The organism is Streptomyces roseoverticillatus, assembly GCF_000719265.1.
GTDB classification, from domain to species: Bacteria; Actinomycetota; Actinomycetes; order Streptomycetales; family Streptomycetaceae; genus Streptomyces; species Streptomyces roseoverticillatus.
Genome location: NZ_JOFL01000009.1, coordinates 65,648 through 86,369 on the forward strand (window position 1 = coordinate 65,648; position 20,722 = coordinate 86,369).

Annotated in this window: 18 protein-coding genes; 4 read left to right on the plus strand and 14 right to left on the minus strand. The window is 75.0% G+C overall.

The annotated features are described in order from the left end of the window. Positions 1-2: 2 nt before the first annotated feature. Positions 3-434: an acyl-CoA thioesterase gene (locus IF61_RS0112635; RefSeq protein ID WP_030366427.1), complete on the plus strand. Its 432-nt coding sequence runs from the start codon at positions 3-5 to the stop codon at positions 432-434. Continuing rightward, complete coding sequence (locus IF61_RS0112640; RefSeq protein WP_043188899.1) at positions 431-1,192, plus strand: DUF8010 domain-containing protein; 762 nt, start codon at positions 431-433, stop codon at positions 1,190-1,192. The genes IF61_RS0112635 and IF61_RS0112640 overlap by 4 nt, the downstream gene beginning before the upstream one ends. Positions 1,193-1,272: 80 nt before the next feature. On the opposite strand, the gene IF61_RS0112645 is transcribed toward IF61_RS0112640, so the two are convergent. Continuing rightward, positions 1,273-1,677 (minus strand): globin, encoded by a 405-nt coding sequence (locus IF61_RS0112645; RefSeq protein WP_030366429.1) that lies wholly within the window; start codon positions 1,675-1,677, stop codon positions 1,273-1,275. Between the two features lie 222 nt (positions 1,678-1,899). On the opposite strand from IF61_RS0112645, the gene IF61_RS0112650 reads away from it, so the two are divergent. Further along, positions 1,900-2,910, plus strand: a complete 1,011-nt coding sequence (locus IF61_RS0112650; RefSeq protein WP_052392663.1) for a methyltransferase domain-containing protein — start codon at positions 1,900-1,902, stop codon at positions 2,908-2,910. Here the strand turns inward: IF61_RS0112650 and IF61_RS0112655 are convergent. From IF61_RS0112655 to IF61_RS0112715, 12 genes are all read right to left on the minus strand, one after another. Then, positions 2,891-4,012 carry an FHA domain-containing protein gene (locus IF61_RS0112655; protein ID WP_030366431.1) on the minus strand — a complete coding sequence of 374 codons (1,122 nt, stop codon included), beginning with the start codon at positions 4,010-4,012 and terminating at the stop codon, positions 2,891-2,893. The two genes, IF61_RS0112650 and IF61_RS0112655, sit on opposite strands and share 20 nt — an antisense overlap. Before the next feature lie 67 nt (positions 4,013-4,079). Next, positions 4,080-5,450: a vWA domain-containing protein gene (locus tag IF61_RS0112660; RefSeq protein ID WP_030366432.1), complete on the minus strand. Its 1,371-nt coding sequence runs from the start codon at positions 5,448-5,450 to the stop codon at positions 4,080-4,082. A gap of 107 nt (positions 5,451-5,557) precedes the next feature. After that, positions 5,558-6,868, minus strand: a complete 1,311-nt coding sequence (locus IF61_RS0112665; RefSeq protein WP_030366433.1) for a protein phosphatase 2C domain-containing protein — start codon at positions 6,866-6,868, stop codon at positions 5,558-5,560. Between the two features lie 3 nt (positions 6,869-6,871). Then, on the minus strand, positions 6,872-9,415 hold the full coding sequence (locus IF61_RS0112670; protein WP_078660169.1) for a tetratricopeptide repeat protein: 2,544 nt from the start codon (positions 9,413-9,415) through the stop codon (positions 6,872-6,874). Beyond that, on the minus strand, positions 9,412-10,731 hold the full coding sequence (locus IF61_RS0112680; protein ID WP_030366436.1) for a hypothetical protein: 1,320 nt from the start codon (positions 10,729-10,731) through the stop codon (positions 9,412-9,414). The genes IF61_RS0112670 and IF61_RS0112680 overlap by 4 nt, the downstream gene beginning before the upstream one ends. Positions 10,732-10,805: 74 nt before the next feature. Next, positions 10,806-11,780 carry a glutamate ABC transporter substrate-binding protein gene (locus tag IF61_RS0112685; protein WP_030366437.1) on the minus strand — a complete coding sequence of 325 codons (975 nt, stop codon included), beginning with the start codon at positions 11,778-11,780 and terminating at the stop codon, positions 10,806-10,808. Between the two features lie 62 nt (positions 11,781-11,842). Next, positions 11,843-13,234 (minus strand): hypothetical protein, encoded by a 1,392-nt coding sequence (locus IF61_RS0112690; protein WP_078660170.1) that lies wholly within the window; start codon positions 13,232-13,234, stop codon positions 11,843-11,845. A gap of 230 nt (positions 13,235-13,464) precedes the next feature. After that, on the minus strand, positions 13,465-14,286 hold the full coding sequence (gene melC2, locus IF61_RS0112695) for a tyrosinase MelC2 (protein ID WP_030366439.1): 822 nt from the start codon (positions 14,284-14,286) through the stop codon (positions 13,465-13,467). A gap of 61 nt (positions 14,287-14,347) precedes the next feature. Then, positions 14,348-14,746, minus strand: a complete 399-nt coding sequence (gene melC1, locus IF61_RS0112700; protein WP_030366440.1) for an apotyrosinase chaperone MelC1 — start codon at positions 14,744-14,746, stop codon at positions 14,348-14,350. A gap of 481 nt (positions 14,747-15,227) precedes the next feature. Continuing rightward, positions 15,228-16,232 carry an N-acetylglucosamine kinase gene (locus IF61_RS0112705; RefSeq protein ID WP_030366441.1) on the minus strand — a complete coding sequence of 335 codons (1,005 nt, stop codon included), beginning with the start codon at positions 16,230-16,232 and terminating at the stop codon, positions 15,228-15,230. Continuing rightward, positions 16,223-17,476, minus strand: a complete 1,254-nt coding sequence (locus tag IF61_RS0112710; RefSeq protein ID WP_043188906.1) for a 6-phospho-beta-glucosidase — start codon at positions 17,474-17,476, stop codon at positions 16,223-16,225. The genes IF61_RS0112705 and IF61_RS0112710 overlap by 10 nt, the downstream gene beginning before the upstream one ends. Positions 17,477-17,520: 44 nt before the next feature. Continuing rightward, entirely contained in the window at positions 17,521-18,702 is a 1,182-nt protein-coding gene (locus IF61_RS0112715) for an ROK family transcriptional regulator (protein WP_030366443.1), read from the minus strand. A 137-nt stretch (positions 18,703-18,839) separates the two neighbouring features. On the opposite strand from IF61_RS0112715, the gene IF61_RS0112720 reads away from it, so the two are divergent. Beyond that, positions 18,840-19,340, plus strand: a complete 501-nt coding sequence (locus IF61_RS0112720; RefSeq protein WP_030366444.1) for an FBP domain-containing protein — start codon at positions 18,840-18,842, stop codon at positions 19,338-19,340. 113 nt (positions 19,341-19,453) lie between these two features. On the opposite strand, the gene IF61_RS0112725 is transcribed toward IF61_RS0112720, so the two are convergent. Continuing rightward, complete coding sequence (locus IF61_RS0112725; RefSeq protein WP_030366445.1) at positions 19,454-20,521, minus strand: mechanosensitive ion channel family protein; 1,068 nt, start codon at positions 20,519-20,521, stop codon at positions 19,454-19,456. Positions 20,522-20,722: the final 201 nt, after the last annotated feature.

Consider the following 20,722-nt stretch of genomic DNA (forward strand, 5'->3'; position numbering starts at 1 on the left):
TCGTGGCGCGTCACCTCTACTCCTGCCCCCTGCGCTGGTCCGACATGGACGCCTTCGGCCATGTCAACAACGCGGTGTTCATCCGCTACCTCGAAGAGGCGCGGATCGACTTCATGTTCCGGCTGGCGCCGGGGGAGGGGAGCGAGTCGTTCCAGGGCGGGTCCGTCGTGGCCCGGCACGAGATCGACTACCTGCGCCCCCTGGTCCACCGGCACGCGCCGGTGACCGTGGAGACCTGGGTGACCAAGGTGGGTGCCGCGTCCCTGACCGTCGCCTACGAGGTCAAGGACGAGGACCACGTGTACGTGCGGGCCAGCACCGTCGTCGTCCCGTTCGACTTCGAGGCGGGCCGGCCGCGCCGGATCACCGACGAGGAGCGCATGTTCCTGGAGGAGTTCCGGGACGGCGCCGCGGAGGAGGCCGTCGCCGCATGACGGGGCTCCAGCCTCCGCCCGGGCACCGGCTGCGGTTCGCCGGCGCCCGGGAGGCGGCCGACCTGGCCGCCTTCCTGGCCCGGCTGATCCACTACGACCGGGCCGCCGTCGTCCGGCTGCAGGCCGGCGACGGCGTCCTCGGCGTCTTCGGCCGCCCGCCGTCCTTCGAGGTCCTCGCGGTGCGCACGGCCCGGCTGGCCCGCGGCGGGACGTTCGACGTCACCGTCTCGGCCGGGCAGCTCGCCGACGCGCTGGACGCGGCGCCCGCCGAGCCCTCCGGCGAGCTGGAGATCACCGTCCCCGACGCCGTCACCGGCCCGCCCTGGGCCGGTGTGCTGCCGCCCCGCGGCGGCTGGCAGCGCGTGCCGGGGCTGCCCGGCCAGGAGGCCCTGCGGGGTGCGGTCGGGGCGGCGGTCGCGGAGTTCCGCGCCCGCGACGAGGCACTGCCCGAGCACCGGCGCACGCGGGTCGAGCGCGACCGCATCGGCCGCGAGATCTGGTCCCGCACGCTCGGTGACACCGAGCTGCCGCTGCGCGCGGTGCACGCGGCGCAGTCCCTGGGTTTCCTGCGGCCCGCCCGGGCCGCGGTAGCCGCTCCGGCGCGCGGCAGCGCGGGCACGGCCACGGGCACGGCGCTCGCGCCGGAAGAGCCCGTGGCGCTGTTCGCGGCGTCCGGGTGGCTGCGCCTGAGCACGCCGTACGGCTCAGTCGCCGTACGGACAGGCGGGCTCCCGGGGCTGACGGTCACCCCTGCCTGAGCGGGGCTTATCCGGGGGCTTCGCCCCCTGGCCCCCCTATCGCGCTGACGCGCTCGTCCTCAATCGCCGGACAGGCTGATTTATGAGCTGGTGTTCACCATCGACGCCGCCGCGTACGTCAGGTAGTTCCACAGCTGCTGCTCCAGCTCCGGAGCGAGCTTGAGCTCGTCCACCGCGTCCCGCATGTGCCGCAGCCACGCGTCGTGCGCGGCCCGGTCCACGGTGAAGGGCGCGTGGCGCATCCGCAGCCGCGGGTGGCCCCGGTTCTCGCTGTAGGTCCGCGGCCCGCCCCAGTACTGCATGAGGAAGAGCACCAGGCGCTCCTCGGCCGGGCCGAGGTCCTCCTCCGGGTACATCGGCCGCAGCAGCGGGTCGGCGGCCACGCCCTCGTAGAAGCGGCGGACCAGGCGCCGGAAGGTCTCCTCGCCGCCGACCTGCTCGTAGAAGGTCTGCTCCTGAAGGGTGCCGCGCGGAATCTCCATCACCCTTCCATGGTCTCAGACGGACCGGCCGAGGACCGCAGGTCTAGGACCAGCCCGCGGTTCCGGTGGCCGCGCGTTCCGCCGGAGCCTCGCCGCCGTGGCCGGGCGCCGTACCGGCGGGCCTTTCCTTCCGCGGCGGCGCCGGTGCACCACGGCGCGGGCCGGTGCCGCCGGACCTCCTTGCGCCACGGCGCAATGACCGTCACCGTGGCGCACAGTGGAGGCATGGGCGGTACGCACCTGAAGGGGGACGCCGAGCTCTCCTCCGCGCTGCGGGCCGAGCTCGTCGAAGGGCTGCGGGCGGCCGGTGAGCTCACCGATCCCCGGTGGCTGCGCGCCTTCGCCGACGTGCCCCGGGAGCTGTTCGTGCCCGCCTACTACGTCGGAGTCGTCGGCGGCTACCAGCGCTTCTCCGGCGACGACCCCGACCCCCTGCGCCACGAGAGCTGGCTGGTCGGCGCCTACGCGGACGAGCCGCTCGCCACCCACGTCCGGGACGGGGAGCTGATCTCCTCCAGCAGCCAGCCCTCCCTGATGGCGAAGATGCTCGCCGCCCTGAACGTCCAGGACGGCCACACCGTGCTGGAGATCGGCACGGGCACCGGCTACAACGCGGCGCTGCTCGCCCACCGCCTCGGCGACGCCGGGGTCACCACCGTCGACCTCGACCCGGAGATCACCGGACCCGCCCGCGCCCGCCTCGCCGAGGCCGGCTTCCACCCGGAGGTCGTCACGGGCGACGGCGCGTTCGGCTGCCCGTGGCGCGCCCCCTTCGACCGGATCCTGGCCACCTGCGCGATCACCAGGGTGCCGCCGGCCTGGCTCGCCCAGACCCGCCCCGACGGCCTGGTCCTCGCCCCGCTCGCCACCGGCCTGATCGCCCTGCGGGTCAGGGACGCCACCCACGCCGAGGGCCGCTTCCTGCGCACCCCCGCCTACTTCGTCCCGCTGCGCGGCGCCGCCCCCGCGCCCGTGCCGCGCGTACGTGGCCTGCCCTTCCGGCTGCTGCAGAGCGACCGCTTCCGCTTCCTGCTGGCGCTGACCGCGGGCGTGCTGGATCCGGGCGACGCCCACCAGCTGTGGCGCGGCCTGGGCCGCCCGGGCCGCGAGCGCTACGGCGTCTCCGTCGCGGGCGACGCCCAGTGGGCCTGGCTCGACCACCCGGACGGGCCGTACCGGTGGCCGCTGGGCGCCGCGGGCCCGCGCGGGGCGGGCGTCAGCCCCGGCGCAGCGTGATCGTCGTCCACGCCCCCACGTGCACCCGGTCGCCGTCCTGCAGCGGCACCGGCACGTAGGGCTGGATCGGCGTCTCCGAGCCGTTGATCGTCGTGCCGTTGGTGGAGTCCTGGTCGACGACCGCCCAGGTGCCGTCCGGCTGCTGGACGAACATCGCGTGCTGGTGCGAGACGCCCGGGTCCTCCGGCGGGCGCGACAGGTCGATGTCCGGGGACTCGCCGGTGCTGTGCCGCTTCCGGCCGACCGTGACCTGCGGGCCGCTCAGCTGCAGCTGCAGCTCGGGGGAGTACGCGGGGAGGTTGAGCCCGGAGGCCTCGGGGCCGCTGCGGTTCATCATCGCCGTGAAGTACTCGCGGTCGGGCGCCACGACGGCCGTCCACGCGGCCGGCGCCTGCTGCTGCGCGCCCTGCTGGCCCGGCACGCCGCCCGTCGCCCCGTGCTCGTAGCCGTACGGCGGCGCGGGCTGCGCCGGGGGCGTGCTCGGCGGCGGCAGCATCCAGTCGCCGCCGGGGCCGTCGGCGTAGGACGGCGATTCGCTGTACGGGGACTCCGCGTAGGGGGAGTCCCCGTATGCCGGGTCCGCGTACGGCGAGGCCGGGTGCGTCTCCGGAGTGAGCGGCTCGGCGGGGCGGTTGATCCGCGACGGGCGCGAGCCGTAGTACTCGTACGACTGCGGCGGCTGGGTGTGCTGCGGCGGGGGCGGCGGCGCCGACTGCAGCCCCTGCGGCGGGGGCGGCCCGAAGCCTGCGGTACCCGTCCGCGTCAGGAAGTTGTAGCGGCACTCCTCGCAGAAGGGCGCCTGCGCCTCGCGTGGCGTACGGCAGTGCGGGCACAGCTCCGCCTGCACGGTCGTGTCCCCCGTGTGCTCGGGCTGCGCGCTCCCGGTGTGCGGTCCGTAGCCGTAGCCGGGGGCGCCCTGCGGGCCGCTCGGGGGCGGCAGCGGCGCGCCCGTTGGCGGGGCGGGGGGCGGCGGCGGGACGGCCCCGCCGGCTCCCGGAGCACCGGAGGGGACGGGCCGGTCGGGCGCCCCCGACATGCGGTGGCCGCACACCTCGCACCAGTCCTCGGCCGTCGACTGGTGGCCGTTCGGGCAGGTCGGCATGTCGGTTGATCCCCCTCGTGTGCCGTTCGTTGCGGTCGTCACCGGTACGCGTTCCCCGCGCCCGGTGCTACTTCTTCACCCGTACGGTTTTCGTCGAGCGCGTTTCGAGGGTCATCTGCGCCTCCGCGGTGACCGTCGCCTTCAGCCGCACAGTACCCGTCGCGGCATCCACCACGTCCACCACCTTGGCGAGGAGTTTGGCCGTGTCCTCGTTGCCGGAGCGGTTCGCCAGCTGGACGGCGCGGCCGAGCTTGGCCGTCGCGCCGTCCAGGTCGCCGGAGCGGCGCAGGTCCAGGCCCTCCTGGATGTACCGGGCGAGCTCGGCCTGGCCGGTGTAGTGGGCGACCTGCGCGTTGATGGAGGTCGACGCGGACAGGTCGTCCGTCCAGACCGCCCGCACCAGGCCCTGGGCGAGCACGCGCGGTGAGGACCCGTCAGGCGTGGGCAGCACCAGCGAGACCCGGGCGGCGAGCATCTCCTCGCCCACCGCGGCGGCGGGCACCCGGACGCACAGGTGGTAGTCGCGCGACTCGTCGCCCCAGGAGCCGGTGGGGTAGTCGCCGATGCGCGGGCCCGCGTCGACGCGCCGCTCGGTGAGCGTCTCCAGCGCGGGCGCCACCTGCTTGAGGAACTTCACCTCGGCGCCCTGCGGCGTCCACAGGCGCAGGGCGACGTCCGCGACCTCCTTGCCCATCGCGGTCTCCATCATCCGCGTGAAGTCGGCGGCGAGCCCGGCCGGGTCGGCGACGATGTCGGCGGTGCCCAGCAGCGCCGAGGCGATCGCGGTGACCTCCTTGACCTCCCAGTCGGTGCCCACGCCGCGCGCGTCGCAGGTGAACCGGCCCGCGCAGTGTTCCAGGGAGGCGCGCAGCGCGTCGGGCTCCTCGTGCTCGTTGCGGCCGTCGGTGAGCAGGATGCCGTGGCGCATCGGCGCCTCGGACGTTTCCAGCAACTGGTCGGCCAGGCGCAGCCAGGTGCCGATCGCCGTGCCGCCGCCCGGAGTCAGCTTGCGCAAGGCCTCCTTGGCCTGCTGCCGGGTGGTGGCGTCGGCCAGGGCGAGCCGCCCGCCGCCGGGATAGGCCTCCTTCGCCTGGTGGGTGCCGGCCACGACGGCGAAGGCCACGCCGTCGCGCAGGGTGTCGATGGCGGCGGCGGTGGCGGCGCGGGCGTTGCGCATCTTGGTCGGCGGGTAGTCCATCGAGCCCGAGCAGTCGACCATGACGACCACGGCCGCGTCCGGCCCCGCGGGCTGCGGGCCGTACGAGGACGGGGACTGGTGGGGCACGACCGGGACGAGGGGCGTCGTCGCCGTGGTCCCTCCGCCCGTGGCGGTGACGGTGACGATCGCGTCGACCTCGCGCCCGCCCTCGGGCAGATGGGTGTTCTGGTACACGTCGACCGCGAACCGGTGCCCGCCGCTCTTGGAGAAATTGGCCATCTGATCCGCTCCTCGGTACTCCGTCCGTGCCGGGGCACGAGGGGGCGGGCCGGCGCGCGGTGCCGCGCGGGCACCGGCGTCGCATCCCCCCTGCGACAGCCCCGGCCTCAGGCCGATCCTGCCCCCTCGGGCGCCAGGGGGAACGGCAGTACGGCCACTGTTACGTTGTCGTGGCCCCCTCCGTCCAGGGCGTGGGCCAGCAGTTGCCGGGCGCACTCCAGCGGCCGGGTCCGGGCGTCGGGCGGGGTGACCTCGGCCATCAGCTCGGCGGACTCGGCGTAGTTCCACAGCCCGTCCGTGCAGACGATCACCACGCCCTTGCGGTCGGGGTGGAAGGACGCGGTGTGCGGCTCGACCTCGTAGGCGTCCGCGCCCAGCCAGCCGGTGATGGCGTGGGCCCGCTCGTCCGCGTACGCCTCGGCCTCCGTCAGCAGGCCCGCCGCGACCATCTGGGCGGCCCAGGAGTCGTCCTCGGTGAGCCGGGCGGGCTGGGTGGAACGGTCCTCCGGCACCCAGTAGGCGCGGCTGTCGCCGACCCAGCCGACGGTGAGCAGGTCGCCCGCGACGACGGCCGTCACGATCGTGCAGGCCGGGGCGTTCTCGTGGCGGTGCGGGTCGTGCTCCAGCGGCCCGCGCGCGGGCGCGGCCAGCGAGTTGACGGCCTCAGCCGCCCGCATGATGGCGTCGTGGGTGGCCTCCCGTGGGTCCTCGCCCTGCGGCAGGGCCGTGACCAGCAGCTCCCGCGCGGCCGCGCAGGCCGCCGCCGACGCCTCGTCGGGGCGGGTCGCGGACGACACGCCGTCACTGACGACGGCGACGGTGGCCGGGGCCCCGTCGGCGAGGGCGATGGCGGACACGGCGTACGCGTCCTCGTTCCGGTGGTGGCGCAGTCCGCGGTCGCTGACCGCCGCGACGCCTGGCAACTCGTGCTCCATGTGATCCCGTTCGCGCGGCTGTGCATGCCCGCAGTGTTCGCAGTACCCGTCCTTGTCGATCATGCCGGATCGGCACGCCCCGCAGCTCCGCCCGGTCCCGCCCGCGCCCGGGCGGACGGCGCCCGGCCCGGGCGGCGCCCCGGGGGCCGCGTGGCCGGCCTGCGGAGGGACCCCCAGCACAGCGCCGGTGCGCGGGTCGGGCGCGCCGGGCCCGGCCGAGGCGTCGGCGCCCGGCGGCCACGCGGGCCGGTGCGGGCCGTCGCCCGGGGGCGCGGGAGGCACGAGGGGAGCCCGCGCGGCCGCACGGGCGCCGGGGTCGGGCAGCGCGAGCCGGTAGTCGGCCGGGCCCTCGTCGAGGAGGGCCGGCGACGGCACCGCCGACAGGTCGGCGCCGCAGCCGCCGCAGAAGTTGTCGGCCGGGTCCAGCGGCTCGCGGCAGGCGGGGCACGCCGTCAGCTGTGAGGGGCGCGGCACTTGCGACATCGATCACACCCATGTCCTGGGGCGGAAGCGGTTGGCCCGCTCCACCAGTTCGATCCGTTCCTCGCCGCGCTGGGCCAGCCGCGCGAGCACGCGGTACGAGCGCTCCAGCCCGAAGCGCAGCTCGCGCTCGTCCAGCCCGCGGCCCAGCAGGGCGCCCGGGCGGGCCGCCGGCGGGCCGCCCGCGCCGGGGGAGCCCGACAGCACCCAGTCCAGGGCGCTGCCCAGCACCTCCGCGGAGAGCCGCTCGCGGCGCACGGCGTCCAGCCCGAAGTCCGCGAGCCGCTCGACCTGGCCCGCGGCGGCCACCAGGTCGTCCAGCAGCGGCTCCTGCGGGGAGCGCCGCCGCAGCCGGGCCCGCACCGCGGCGACGCGCGCCGCGGTGTAGTGGATGGACGCCTCCGGCACGGACTCCAGGGCGCGCACCGCGCCCGGGCGGTCCCCGCCGGCGAGCCGCACCCGCGCCAGCCCGAAGGCGGCGCTGACGTAGCTCGGGTCGGTCGCCCACACCAGCCGGTAGTACTCGGCGGCGTTGTCCAGCTGCCCGAGGACCTCCGCACACACGCCGAGCGCCAGCTTCGGGGCGGGTTCGCCCGGGAAGGCGTCGTAGACCGCATCGAAGGACAGCGCCGCCGTCTCCTTGTCGCCGCGGACCAGTGCGTGGAGCCCGCGGTACCAGACGATCCGCCGGTCGCCCGGGTGGGCGGCCTCCAGGCTCTCCAGAGCGTGGGACGCCTGCGCTTCCTCGCCCAGTTCCAGCTGGGCGCGGATCCGCCGCAGCCGCAGCTCCGGCGACTCGGCGGGCGCGGTCTGCAGCGCGGCGTACAGCTCGGCGGGCTGCGAGGCGATCAGACCCGCGAGGAAGCCCGCGTTGGGGTCGCCGGGGTCGACGAGCGGCACGGGCAGGGCGAGCGCGGCGGCGCGGGTGTCGAGCGCGGCGACGGGCGGGGCGAGGGGCGTCCCGGCCTCCGCGGCGGCCCCGGGCGCGGCGGACAGGGCGGCGGGAGCCCCGGACGGCGGCGTTCTGCGGCCCGCCGGCACCCGCCCGCCCAGCGTGGACACCTCACCGTCGGCCTCCGCGAACAGCCGGGTGTCCACCACCCGCAGCTCCGGCCCGAACAGCGTGGACAGCGCCGGCCGCGGCCGGCCCGTCTCCAGCGCGACGACCTCCCGCAGCACCCCCGTCAGCTGGTCGGCCATCTCCGCGGCGGACGCGAACCGCCGCGCCGGATCCGGGTCCGTGGCGCGCACGAGCAGCCGGTAGAAGGACTCGTAGCGGGCGAAGACCTCGATGTGGTCCGGATCGGGCAGGCGGTCCGCGAAGACGTTCGTGTAGCCCTGGAAGTCGAAGGTGAGCACGGCGAGCGTACGGGCCACCGTGTACAGGTCGGAGGCGACCGACGGGCCCACCTCCGCGACCTCGGGGGCCTGGTAGCCCACCGTGCCGTAGATCGCGCTGTCGTGGTCGTCCATCCGCCGGACCGCGCCCATGTCGATCAGCTTGAGCTGGTCCTGCTGCTGGATGGCGTTGTCCACCTTGAAGTCGCAGTACAGCAGGTTGCGGCTGTGCAGGTGGCCGAGCGCCTCCAGCGCCTCGATGCCGTACGCGCAGGCCTGCGCGACCGGCAGCGGGTCGCGCCGGCCGTCCGGCGCCCGCCGCGCGTTGGCGATCTCCTTCAGCGACCTGCCGCCGACGTACTCCATGACGATGTAGCCGTCGAGGCTGCCGGTGCGCTGGTCGAGGTGCTCGACGAAGTTGTAGATGCGGACGATGTTGGCGTGCTCGATCTCGGCGAGGAAGCGCCGCTCGGAGACCGCCACCGCCAGGGCGTCCTCGTCGCCGGTGTCCAGCAGGCCCTTGAGCACCACCCAGCGGTCGGACACGGCCCGGTCGATGGCCAGGTAGATCCAGCCGAGCCCGCCGTGCGCGAGGCAGCCCGCCACCTCGTACTGCCCGTGCACCACGTCGCCCGCGCGCAGCTTGGGCACGAACGAGTACGGGTGACCGCACTTCGTGCAGAAGCCCTCCGTGCGGCCGGGCCGGTCGCCGCGCGCCCGGCCCACCGGCGCCCCGCAGTCACCGCGGCTGCAGAAGCGCTTCCGCTCGGGGACCTCCGGGTTCTCCAGCACGGCCGCCCGCGGTTCCGGACGCGGCACCTCCGGCACCTTGACCAGCCCGGCACCCAGCTTGCCGCGGCCCGAACCCGCGGGCACCGAGCCGGAGCTGCGCACCGACACCGCCCGCGACGACGAGGGCGACGCGCCCTCGGAGCCCGGCCGGGAGCGCGACAGCCGCCCCGACACCGAGCGGCGCGACGACGCCGAGCGCGCCGAACCGGACCGGGACGAGCCCTGCGAGCCGGACCCCCCGCTGCCGCTGCCCTTCGAGGACGCGCTCGCCGCGCCTCCCGTGACCCCCGTGGCCGGCGAGCCCACCGACCCGTTCGGCGACACGACCGGCGCCAGGCCGCACGTGTCGCAGTACATCTCGCCCCCGCCGACGTCCTCGTACGAACCGGCACACCCCGGCCGCTGACACGACCCGCTCACGACTCCCCCCTCCGGCCCGTGGCCCGCTCCCCGGCACCCGTCGCCGCCAGCGCCTCGGCCAGCGCCTGCTGATAGCGCAGTACGGCCCCTTCGGCGGCGACCAGATCGCACGGCGCACTCCACAGCATGCGCCGCGCCGCGTCGTAGCGCTCGACGAGCAGCGAGTCCTCCGCGAGGCCGTGCCGGGCGGTCTTCGCCTTGTACGCGTCCAGGCGGCCGCGCAGCTCCGCCCGGACCGCCAGCGGGGCCGTCACCGCCGTCAGCGACTCGCGGGCGCGCAGCAGCTCCTCCTCCGCGCGCTGCTCCAGCCCCTCCAGGAGCGGCGACAGCCGGTGCCAGCGCGCGTGCCTGCGGTGGTCGGCGGCGGCCGACAGCTGCTCGTAGAGGGCCGTGGGCGGGCCCGACACGGCCGGCACCACGGAGGCGGCGATCTTCGACAGGACCTCGGCGCGCGCCTGCCGGGCCTCGTTCAGCGTGCGGTCCGCGCGCGAGAGGATGTCGCGCACGCGCATCAGCCGCTGCTCGGCGTCCTGCCGGACGTCGAGGACGGCCTCGACCTCCCGGCGGACGTCCTCCAGGGCCCGCGCGGCCCGGTCGTAGCGCGTGGTGTCGGGGCGGCCGCCGCCCGGCGCCGAGCTGGGCGAGGCACCGGCCCAGAAAGCCAGGGGATCCCCTATCACCTCGGCCCGCAGGGCGGTCAGTTCCCGCGTGATCTGCTCCAGGTCGTCGCCGGAGGGGTGCTCGCCGGGCCGCACGCCCACCGAGTGGGCGAGGGAGCGGGTGCGCCGCAGCTCGGCGGCGAGCAGGTCGATGCGGGCGGGCAGCGCGGACCACACGGAGTCGGCGATGACGACGACATCGAGGGCCTGGGCGTACCAGCCGTTCATCCGGTCCAGCAGCTCCTGCAGGCTCAGCCGCTCGCTGAGCCGGGCCGTGAGGCCCGCCGTGCCCGCCGGCAGGGCCGACGTGCCGTGGGCGGCCAGGGTGATGCCGGAGCCGCGCAGCAGTTCGGTGAGCTCGGACAGCTCGCCCTGGGTGGGCCAGCGGCGGCGGGAGCGCAGCTCGCGGGCGGTGGTCAGGGCGGCCGTGTAGGCGTCGAAATACGCCCACAGCTGCCCGATGAGGGCCTCGGCGGCCGCCCACCGGCTCCTGGTCTCGCCGGTGAGGTCCGCCCCCTCCAGCAGGCGCCGTCCCGCGTGGTCCTGGAGGGCGAGCAGCGAGGATTCGACGGCCTCGTGCTCCGCGCCGAGCCTGGCCAGCGCGCGGTCCGCCTCCTCGCGGGTCAGGGCCGGCCCGGTGGGCTCCGCGACCGCCATCGATCCCCTCTCTCCTGTCCGCCGCCCGCGCCGCGGGCCGGTCCGTTACGGCTGTGCTCCCCGTCCCGCCGCCGTCAGTCCCGGTACTCGGGCGCCGGCGGGCCGTTGATCCCCTTCAGGTCGCTGGCGAGCCACCGCTCGTACGCCTTCATCCAGAGGCTCGTGGCGCCGCCGCTGCGGTAGTCCTCCAGCACCTTGTTGACCCGGCGTACCAGGTCCGTGTCCGAGAGGTTCATCGCCACGCCGTACGGTTCGGTGGTGAACGGCTTTCCGACGAGCTGCACGGACGGGTCCTGGGCCGCCTGGCCGGCCGCCAGCGCCCTGTCGTTGACCACCGCGTCGACCTCGCCGAGCTGGAGCCGCACCAGGCAGTCCAGGTGGTTGGGGACGGTCAGCAGGGACGAACCGTGCGGTTCCTCCCGGACCTTGAGCTCGGCCGTGGACCCCTCCGCCGTACAGACCTTCTTCCCCTTCAGCGAGTCGTCGAACGCGGTCACCGGTGACCCCTTGGGGACCATGACCTGCTGCCCGGATTCGAAGTACGCCGTGGAGAACGCCACTTGCCTGATCCGGTCGCAGGTGATGGTCATCGTGCGGGCGACGATGTCCACCTTGCCCGTTTGGAGGGCGGGTATGCGCCGGCTCGTGGGGATCGCGAGAAAGGTGACCTTCTCCGGGTCGCCGAGGATGTCCTTGGCGATGGCGCGGACGAGGTCGATGTCGAAGCCGCTCAGCTCGCCGTCGGCGGGGTTGCGGTAGCCCCAGCGGTAGCTGTTCTGGTCGACGCCCGCGATCAGCCGGCCGCGGGCCTTGATGCGCCGCACGGCCGGGCCGTCGGTCTCGCCCGCGGGCCGCAGGCTCGCCTCGGGGTCGGTGCACTGCGCGGGCGCGGCAGCGGCCTCCGGGCCGGGTGCGGGTGCGGCGTGCGCGGCCGGCGAGGGACGCGCGGGCCCGTCCTGGCCGGGCCCGCCGCCGGCGGGCAGCAGGGCCGCGGCCACCGCGGCGAGGGCGCACGCGGCTGCCGCCACGGCCGCGGGCCGGGACCGCATCCGCAGCCGCCGTGCCGTCCGGGTCTCTCCCACGGTCTCCCCCTCCTCCCGCAGCACCGGCCTCACCGGTACTCCGACAGCCTGCGCCCGACGCCGGCCACGGCGCCGGCCGCGCCGAGAACGGTCAGCACGGCCGCCCCGGCGGCCAGGCCCGAGAACGCGCCGCGCCCGTCGTCGGCCGCCTGCCGGAACTCGTCCTGCTCATAGCCGAGCGCGCGCTCCAGTTCGGTGTCCACCCGGTCGAAGGACGCGCCGGTGCTGTCCTTGCCGCCGATCACCTTCTGCAGGGCGTCCTTGTAGTCGCCGCGGTCGTCGGCGAGCGCCCGCACCTCGCCGTGGCGCTGCTGCCACGTGCGGACGTCCTTGATCGCGGCGTCGACCGGCGCGCGGCCCTCGGCGTCGTCGGCGAGGTCGCGGGCGCGGTCCAGCAGGCTGCCCTCGCGGGCCGGGCCCTGGTCGCCGCCGATGAGCCGGCCCATGCCGGCGCGGTAGTTACTCTCGTACTGGTCGTCACCGTTCTTTGTGAGCACGGCGCCGCGGGCGACCATCGTGAGGTTCTCGTCGCCGCGGGCCTGGAGCGAGCCGATCCGGGCCTCGGTCAGCGCCTGCAGGGACCTCGCGCCGTGGGCGTATGAGCTCTCCAGGCCGGAGCGGGCCACGGCGTGGCCGGCGACCAGCCACAGCAGGACGACGGCGGTGGCCGCGGTGGCCGCCAGCAGGCCGTGGTTGAAGACCCGGTTCGTGCGCAGGTAGTTGCGCCGCTGGGCCCAGGCCAGCGTGCCGAGCGCGACGACGCCGAGCGCCAGGGCGGCCCACGGCCAGGACTGCGCGTCGTCGTAGTCCGAGCCGAGGCGGCCCGTCTCGGCCTCGTACAGGCCGCGGGCGGCGGGCAGCAGCTCCTCGCGCATCCGGTCGCCGGCGTAGCGCAGGTAGGCGCCGCCGAGCGGCAGGCCCTGGCGGTTGTTGGCGCGGGCGGCCTCCACGAGGCCGGTGTAGCGCGGCAGTCCTTCGTTGAGCGCGGCGATCTTGCCGCGGGCCGCGCCCGAGCCCTCGCCGGCGGCCGCGGCCTTGACGAGCAGCCGCGAGGCGAGCGCGATGTCCTTCTCGTAGCGCTGCCGGACCGCGCGCGGCTCCTGGCCGCCGGCGAGGAAGCCGCTCGCGGCCGTGGTGTCGGCGTCCGCGAGCGAGCGGTAGATGGCGGCCGCGTCGGCGCTCAGCGGCTGGCTGGTGTCCACGACGGCGTCGGCCGCCGCGGATCTGGTCGCGACCTGCCAGGCGGTGACCGCCCCGAACGCCACGAGGACCAGGGCCAGGACGGCGCCGATGGCGCGCAGCCGGCCGGGTTCGGTGACGGCCGCGGCCCGCACGCGGTCGAGCGCCTCGCGCCAGGCCGGGACGGCGGCGCTGCGGCCGGGCGCCCCTGGCTTTCCCCCCGCCGGCTGCGGCTGTGACACGTGACCTCCCCCTCGGTCGCTGAGGGCGGCCCGTCGCCCGGATCGCGGGGGAACAGGTGCCCGGCCAGCAGTATGGCCGCAAGAACCGGCAAACACACCGGTGCCGGACCGATCTTGTGTGCGGTCGCGCTCTTCACCGGGGCCCGCGGCGGCCCTCGCTCCCCATCACGCCCGCCGGCCCGGTGCGGTTCCCCGCACCGGGCCGGACGCGCGTGCGCCTGTGCCGTGCCTTACGCGTACGTGTAGTACGTGCTGTGGTTGAGCATCTGGGCCGGGGTGACGTTGTTCCACGGACGCATGGTGTCGTTGAGGTCGACGACGTCCGCGGTGCCGGCGGCCGGCAGGTAGGCCGAGGAGGGGTGCATGCGCTGCCAGTCGGACCACAGCTTGTCGATGTGGGCGTGGTGCAGCCAGAAGACCGGGTCGTTGGGGGAGACGCCGGTGGCCATCTGGCCGCCCATCCACACGTGGACGCTGTTGTGGACGCGGCCCGCGCCGCGCCAGCCCTCCAGGTAGTTGCGGAAGCTGCCCTCGGAGGCGCTGTTCCACGGGGCCGTGTCGTAGACGGGCATGGCGAGGACGGCGTCCACCTGGGCACGGGTGGGCAGCGTGCCCGAGGCGCCTATCTCGCGCTGCAGGAAGGGACGGTTGTCCACGCTGACGTTGATGTTCCACTTGCCCGTGGAGTAGGCGAAGGGGCCGGTGGTGACCTGCGCGTCACGGCTGCGGCCGTTGCCGCCCATGAAGTCGGCGCCGAAGATCGAGGCGCCCGCGGTGCGGTCGGCGGTCCAGTCCCAGTAGGGGAGCGTGACCGAGGAGTCGACCTTCTGCAGCTCCTGCTCGAACTGGATCAGGAAGCGGCGGTGCCAGGGCAGGAAGGAGGGGGAGCGGTGGCCGACGCGGTCGCTGTCGTCGCGGTCGCTCATGATGAACTCGTTGTGCGTTCTGACGAAGCCGTCGTAGACGCCGGTGCGCTTGAGCTCCAGCAGGGCGTTGACGAAGTTGCGCTTCTCGGTGGCGGTCAGGTTCGCCTGGTTCTTGCGCACTGCCATGGGGTTCGTGTCCTCGTGAGTGAGAAGTGTGGGTCGGTGGGGTGCGTGCGGCAGTGGCCGGTCAGTTCATCGCGATCGGGACGAGCGTCGCGCCGCGGAGGGCGTCGACGCCGGCGCGGGTGAGCGCGAGCGGCTGGTCGAAGACCTGGTAGTGGTTGATCACGCTGATCCAGGTGCCGTCGGCGTTCTGCATGACGTGCAGTTCCTGGCCGTCGATGGTGACGGCGAAGCCGCCGTGGTGGGCCTCGTGGCCGCTCGTCGCCGGCTTGCCGACGATGCGGCGGCCCTTGTAGACCTCGTCGAACGCCATGGGCCCGGTGCCATGGCCGCCGTGACCGGTGTGGTCCATGGTGTGGCCGGTGTGGTCGGCCGCCCGGGCGCCGGTGGCGAGCAGCGCCACGCCGGCGGTGGCGGCGGCGGTTCCTCTGAGCACAACGCGTCGGCTGACGTTGGACGACATGGTCGGTCCCCCTCGGGTATCGCGCCGGCAAGGCGCGGAATGGACGATCAGCGGCGGAAGTTGTCACGAATGCAGCCGTAAATCCCTTTTGATGGCGGTTGCTTGTTGTATTTCGTGATCAATCCGTGCGGGGCGGACTCTCGCACGATCCGAAAGGGGGAGGAAAACGGTTGACCGGTTTTGGGACATTAGGTAAATGAATGGTCAACAAGCGCTTGAGGGAGGAATTTCCGACTCGTGACGTTATTGACGCCGAGTCAGGAAACTTGACGGCCGCGAGGGGGGTGCGCCGAAAGATCTTCCTGTAAGGGGTGGGGCGTGGTGACGTCTCTCACGATGTGAACATGACGTGAAGAATGCGGCGGTACGGCGGATTCCGGCCGTGGTGGCCGGGTCGGGCGGGCCGGGTGGGCCGGGCGGGCAGGCCCGGCTCTCCTCCCCGCGCGGCGCGGCCTCGCTCATGCGCGGCGCGGGCCCCGCCCTACGCGTAGTGCGCGCGCAGCCGCGCGTACGCCGCCGCCGGGGCCCCCGCGCGGTCCAGCGCCAGCAGCGCCGCGCCCAGCACGGGCGGCGCCGTCACCACCACGGGCACGGCCCCCGGCGCACGCCGCGCCAGCAGGGCCGCCACCCGCTCGTGCAGCAGGGGGTGCCGGGCCGCGAGCACCCCGCCGCCCAGCACCACCGGCACCCGCGCCCCCAGCAGCCCCAGCCGCCCCAGCGCGACCGCGGCCATGGTGACGACCTCATCCGCCTGCCGGGCCACGATGCCGCGGGCCACCGCATCGCCCGCGGCGGCCACCGCGAACAGCACCGGCACCAGCTCGTGCCGCCGCGCCGCGGCGACCGCGCCCAGGTGCAGCGCCTCGATCAGCGCGGGCATCCCGTCCAGGCCGAAGTGCGCGGGCAGGGCGTCCGCCAGCGCGGTGGGCCCGCCGCGGCCGTCGGCCGCCCGCGCCGCCCACCACAGCGCCTCCTCCGCCAGGTCCGTGCCGCCGCCCCGGTCGCCGGAGAACCGCCCGAGCGCCGGGAAGCGGGCCGTCCGCCCGCCCGGGCCGAGCCCGGAGCAGTTGATGCCCGCCCCGCACACCACCGCGACCCCCACCGGCTCGCCCCCGTCGGGCAGCCCCGCCCGCAGCAGCGCGAAGGTGTCGTTGGCGACGGCGACCGTCCGCCCCCAGCCGCGGGCGGTGATCTCCGCGGCCAGCCGCTCCTCCTCCACCGGCAGGTCGCAGTTGGCCAGGCACGCCTGGACGCGGGCGGCGTACGGGAGCGGGCCGGGCCCGCCGGCGCCGGCTCCCGCGACGGCCCGTTCCACCAGCTCCGCCAGGCCGTCCACCGCGCTCCGCACGTTCCCGCCCTGCGGCTGGAAACCGCCGCCGCGCGCCGCACCCAGCACCGCGCCGTCCGGCCCCACCAGCGCCACGTCGGTCTTGCTGTTGCCCGCGTCGACGGCGAGCAGCGCGCCGTCCGCGCGCGTCACGCCCACGCGAGGTGGTCCCGGTTGTGCGCGAGGAGGGCGTCCGTCAGCCGGTCGGCGTGGTCGAGCTGCCCGATCAGCGGGTGCGCGAGCAGCGCCGCGAACACGCGGTCCCGGCCGCCCTTGAGCGCCGCCTCCAGCGCCAGGTGCTCGTACGCCGTGACGCTCGCGACCAGCCCCGCGTAGAGCGGCTCCAGCGGGCGTACGGGCAGCGGGTGCGCACCCCGCGCGTCCACGGCCGCGGGCACCTCGATCACCGCGTCGTCCGGGAGGAAGGGCAGGGTGCCGTTGTTGAGGGCGTTGACGACCTGGACGTCTCCGGTGTCCCGCAGCAGCGACGCGGTCAGGGCCACCGCCGCCTCCGAGTAGAAGGCGCCGCCGCGCTTCGCCAGCAGCGCGGGCTTCTCGTCGAGCGCGGGATCGGCGTACAGGGTCAGCAGCTCCCGTTCCATGGCGGCCACTTGGGCGGCCCGCGACGGCCCGGTCCGCAACTCCCGGACGACGTCGTCGTGCTGGTAGAAGTAGCGCAGGTAGTAGGAGGGCACGACGCCGAGCCGGTCCACGACCGAGCGCGGCATGCGCAGGTCCGCGGCGATGGCGTCCCCGTGCCCGGCGATCAGCTCCGGCAGGACGTCCCGCCCGCCCACGGTCACCGACCGCTCCCACGTGAGGTGGTTGAGGCCGACGTGCTCCAGTGCCACGTCCCCCGGCGCCACCCCGAGCAGCCGGGCGAACTTCCGCTGGAAGCCGATCGCCACGTTGCACAGCCCCACGGCCCGGTGCCCGGCGCCCAGCAGCGCCCGGGTCACGATGCCGACCGGGTTGGTGAAGTCCACGATCCAGGCGTCCGGGCTGCGCCGCCGCACGCGCTCGGCGATGTCCAGCACCACCGGGACCGTGCGCAGCGCCTTGGCGAGCCCGCCCGCGCCGGTGGTCTCCTGGCCGACGCAGCCGCACTCCAGCGGCCACGTCTCGTCCTGCTGCCGGGCCGCCTGGCCGCCCACGCGCAGCTGCAGCAGGACGGCGTCCGCACCGTCCACACCGGCATCCAGGTCAGCGGTCCAGGAGACGCGGCCGGGGTGGCCCTGCCGGGCGAGGATCCGCCGCGCGAGCCCGCCGACGAGCTCCAGCCGCCGCGCGTCCGGATCGATCAGGACGAGCTCCGTCACCGGCAGCACGTCGCGCAGCCGGGCGAAGCCGTCGACGAGTTCGGGGGTGTAGGTGGAGCCGCCACCCACCACTGCGAGCTTCAACCGTGACTCCTTCGTCGGTCGCCCCGGCCGGGGCGACGAGGGCCTCAGGCCGTGTCGAACGCGGTCTCCCGGGCCGCCGCGAGCGCCGTCCGCAGCGCGCCGGTCAGGATCGGGCGGCCCTCCACGGCGCTCAGCCGCAGCTCGGGCCGGGGCAGGGCCAGCCCCGTGAGCTCGGCCTCGATCATGGCGCGCAGCCGCTCCCCGCCCGCCCGGCAGACCGCGCCGGAGAGCACCACCAGGGCGGGGTCGACCACGGCGACGACGGCCGCGAGCCCGACCGCCAGCCGCCGGCCCAGCTCGGCGAAGACGTCGTCGCCGGCGCCCGGCAGCTCCGCCGCGCGGGAGAGCGCCTCGGGAGCCGTACGGGCGTCGATGCCGTGGGAGCGGGCCAGCGCGACGACGGCGGAGGAGGACGCGAGCATCTGGAAGCCCCCGCCGCCGTCGGGGCCGGCCGTGGCGTCGTCCCCGCCGCGGGCGAGCGGCGCGCCCGGCAGCGGCATGTAGCCGATCTCGCCGGCGCCGCCCGTGGCGCCGCGCAGCAGCCGGCCGCCGAGCACGACCGCGGCGCCGACGCCGTCGTCCGCCCACACCAGGACGTAGTCGCCGCAGCCCTGCGCCGCGCCGGCGTGCTGCTCGGCGACGGCGGCGAGATTGACGTCGTTCTCGATGACGACGGGCGTGCCCAGGGCCGCGGTGAGCTCGCCGCGCAGGGTGCGGGACTGCCAGCCGGGCAGGTGCGGGGCGTAGCGCAGGACGCCGGTGCGCGGGTCGAGGGCGCCGGGGGTGCCGATGACGGTGTGGTGCAGGGCGGCCCGGCCGAGGCCGGCCGCGGCGAGGGCGCCGTCGACGGCCCGCGCGACGAGCTCCGCCGTCTCGCGGCCCTCCTCCGGGCGTACGCGGTGCTCGCCGGCGACCACGCCCGCGATGTCCGCGACCTGCGCGGTGATGCCCTCCGGGTCGACGGCCAGCGCGGCGACGTGGGCGATGCCCGGATCGATCTCGTACAGCTGGGCGCTGGGGCCGGGCCGCCCGGTGACGCTGCCGGTGCGGCGCACCAGGCCGGCGTTCTCCAGGCGGGTGAGCAGCTGGGAGGCGGTGGGCTTGGACAGGCCGGTCAGCTCGCCGAGGCGGGTGCGGGTGAGCGGGCCGTGGGCGATGAGGAGGTCGAGGGCGGCGCGGTCGTTCATGGCCCGCAGCACGCGCGGCGTCCCCGGGGCCCCGGCCATCTCGCTCCGTCTCCTCTGTCTGTTAGGAAACCTTCCTATTGGTGATCGGGAGCGTAGGCGCCCACCGCGCCGGGCGTCAACGTCCTCACCCGAAAATCGGGCGACGAAACGCCCGAACGCTGTTAATTTCCCTGACCATGCAACCGCTCGCCGACAACGACATACGCGCGTCCTTCGTCAACTGCTCCAAGGGGGAGGCCCGCCGGATCGCGCTTCCGCGCAACCTCTCCGAAGTCCCCTGGGAGGATCTCGACTTCCTGGGCTGGCGGGACCCGGGCGCCCCGGACCGCGGCTACGTCGTCGCCGAGCGCGACGGCCGGCTGACCGGCGTGACCCTGCGGGTGCCACAGGGCGGGCCACGGAGCATGGCGAAGACCACGATGTGCTCGCTGTGCCTGACGAGCCACCCGGGCTCGGGCGTCTCCCTGCTGGCCGCCCGCCGCGTCGGCGCCGCCGGCCGCGAGGGCAACACCGTCGGCGCGTACATGTGCGCGGACCTCGCCTGCTCGCTCTACGTGCGGGGCAAGCGGGTTCCGGAGCTGTCGATGCGCTACAAGGAAACCCTCAGCGAGGAGGAGCGCATCGCCCGCATGCTCGTGAACCTGGACGACTTCCTGGCGAAGGTCCGGCGCGGCTGACGCGCCGCGGAACGGCGGAAAGCCGGAGGGGCCCGACCGATGCGGTCGGGCCCCTCCGGCTCTGACGTCACGTCCCGGGACCGGCTCGGAACCCCTCCGGACCGGCTCGGACGTCACTTCCCGAGCGGCTGACCCGGCGGTATCGGCGTCGTCGCCTGGGACTGCGGCGAGGCGGGATTGGCCAGCACGGACGGGGCGGCAACGGCGGCCATCGGGTCCGCCCCCGCCTCCGTTTCCAGATTCGCCTCGGGCGGGCGCCCGAGGATCCGGATCCCCTCCGCGTCCAGCGCCTGCTTGATGCGCCAGCGCAGCTCCCGCTCGACGCCCAGCGCCTTGCCCGGCATCGTCTTGGCCGACACCCGGATGACCACCGAGTCCAGGTAGACCGCGTTCAGGCCCAGGACCTCGACCGGCTCCCACAGCCGCTCCGTCCACGGCTCGTCCTTCTGCATCTCCTCACCCGTACGGGTGAGGACCTCGCGCACCCGGTCCAGGTCCTCGTCCGCGCGGACCTGGACGTCGACGCCCGCCGTCGCCCAGCCCTGGCTCAGGTTGCCGATGCGCTTGACCTCGCCGTTGCGCACGTACCAGATCTCGCCGTCCGTGCCGCGCAGCTTGGTCACGCGCAGGCCCACCTCGATCACCTCGCCGGAGGCGACCCCGGCGTCGATCGAGTCCCCGACGCCGTACTGGTCCTCAAGGATCATGAAGACGCCGGAGAGGAAGTCGGTGACCAGATTGCGGGCGCCGAAACCGATGGCGACGCCCGCCACGCCCGCGCTCGCCAGCAGCGGGGCCAGGTTGATCTGCAGGACCGACAGCACGGTGAGCGCCGCCGTGCCCATGATCAGGAACGAGGTGACGCTGCGCAGCACGGAGCCGATGGCCTCCGAGCGCTGCCGGCGCCGCTCCGCGTTGACCAGCAGGCCCCCGAGGGCCGTGCCGTCCACGGCCGAGGCCGTGCGGTTCATCCGCGCTATCAGCTTGGTGATGGCACGCCGGATCAGGGAACGCATCACGACCGCGATGACCAGGATCAGGATGATGCGCAGGCTGTTGCTGAGCCAGACGGACCAGTTCTCCTCGACCCAGCCGGCGGCGTCGTTCGCCGTCCGTTGTGCCTCGTCGAGAGAGACAGGCCGAGGCGTCTCTTCTGCGGCCAGGGCAGCGGACCAGAACACTGCAGGAACCCTCCGTGTGTGATACCGGCCCGCGGGGAGGCGGGCAGGCAAGACCCCCCACACTATCGGGGCGCAGGTGATCGTCCGTTGCTGTGTTCGAGATGCGACCGGTCCTGAGCGGGGGATGAACAAGATGTGTTCCAAAACACCCGTGACCCGTTACCTGGTCATGGTGGCGCTCCGACCAGGGGCCGGGGGACA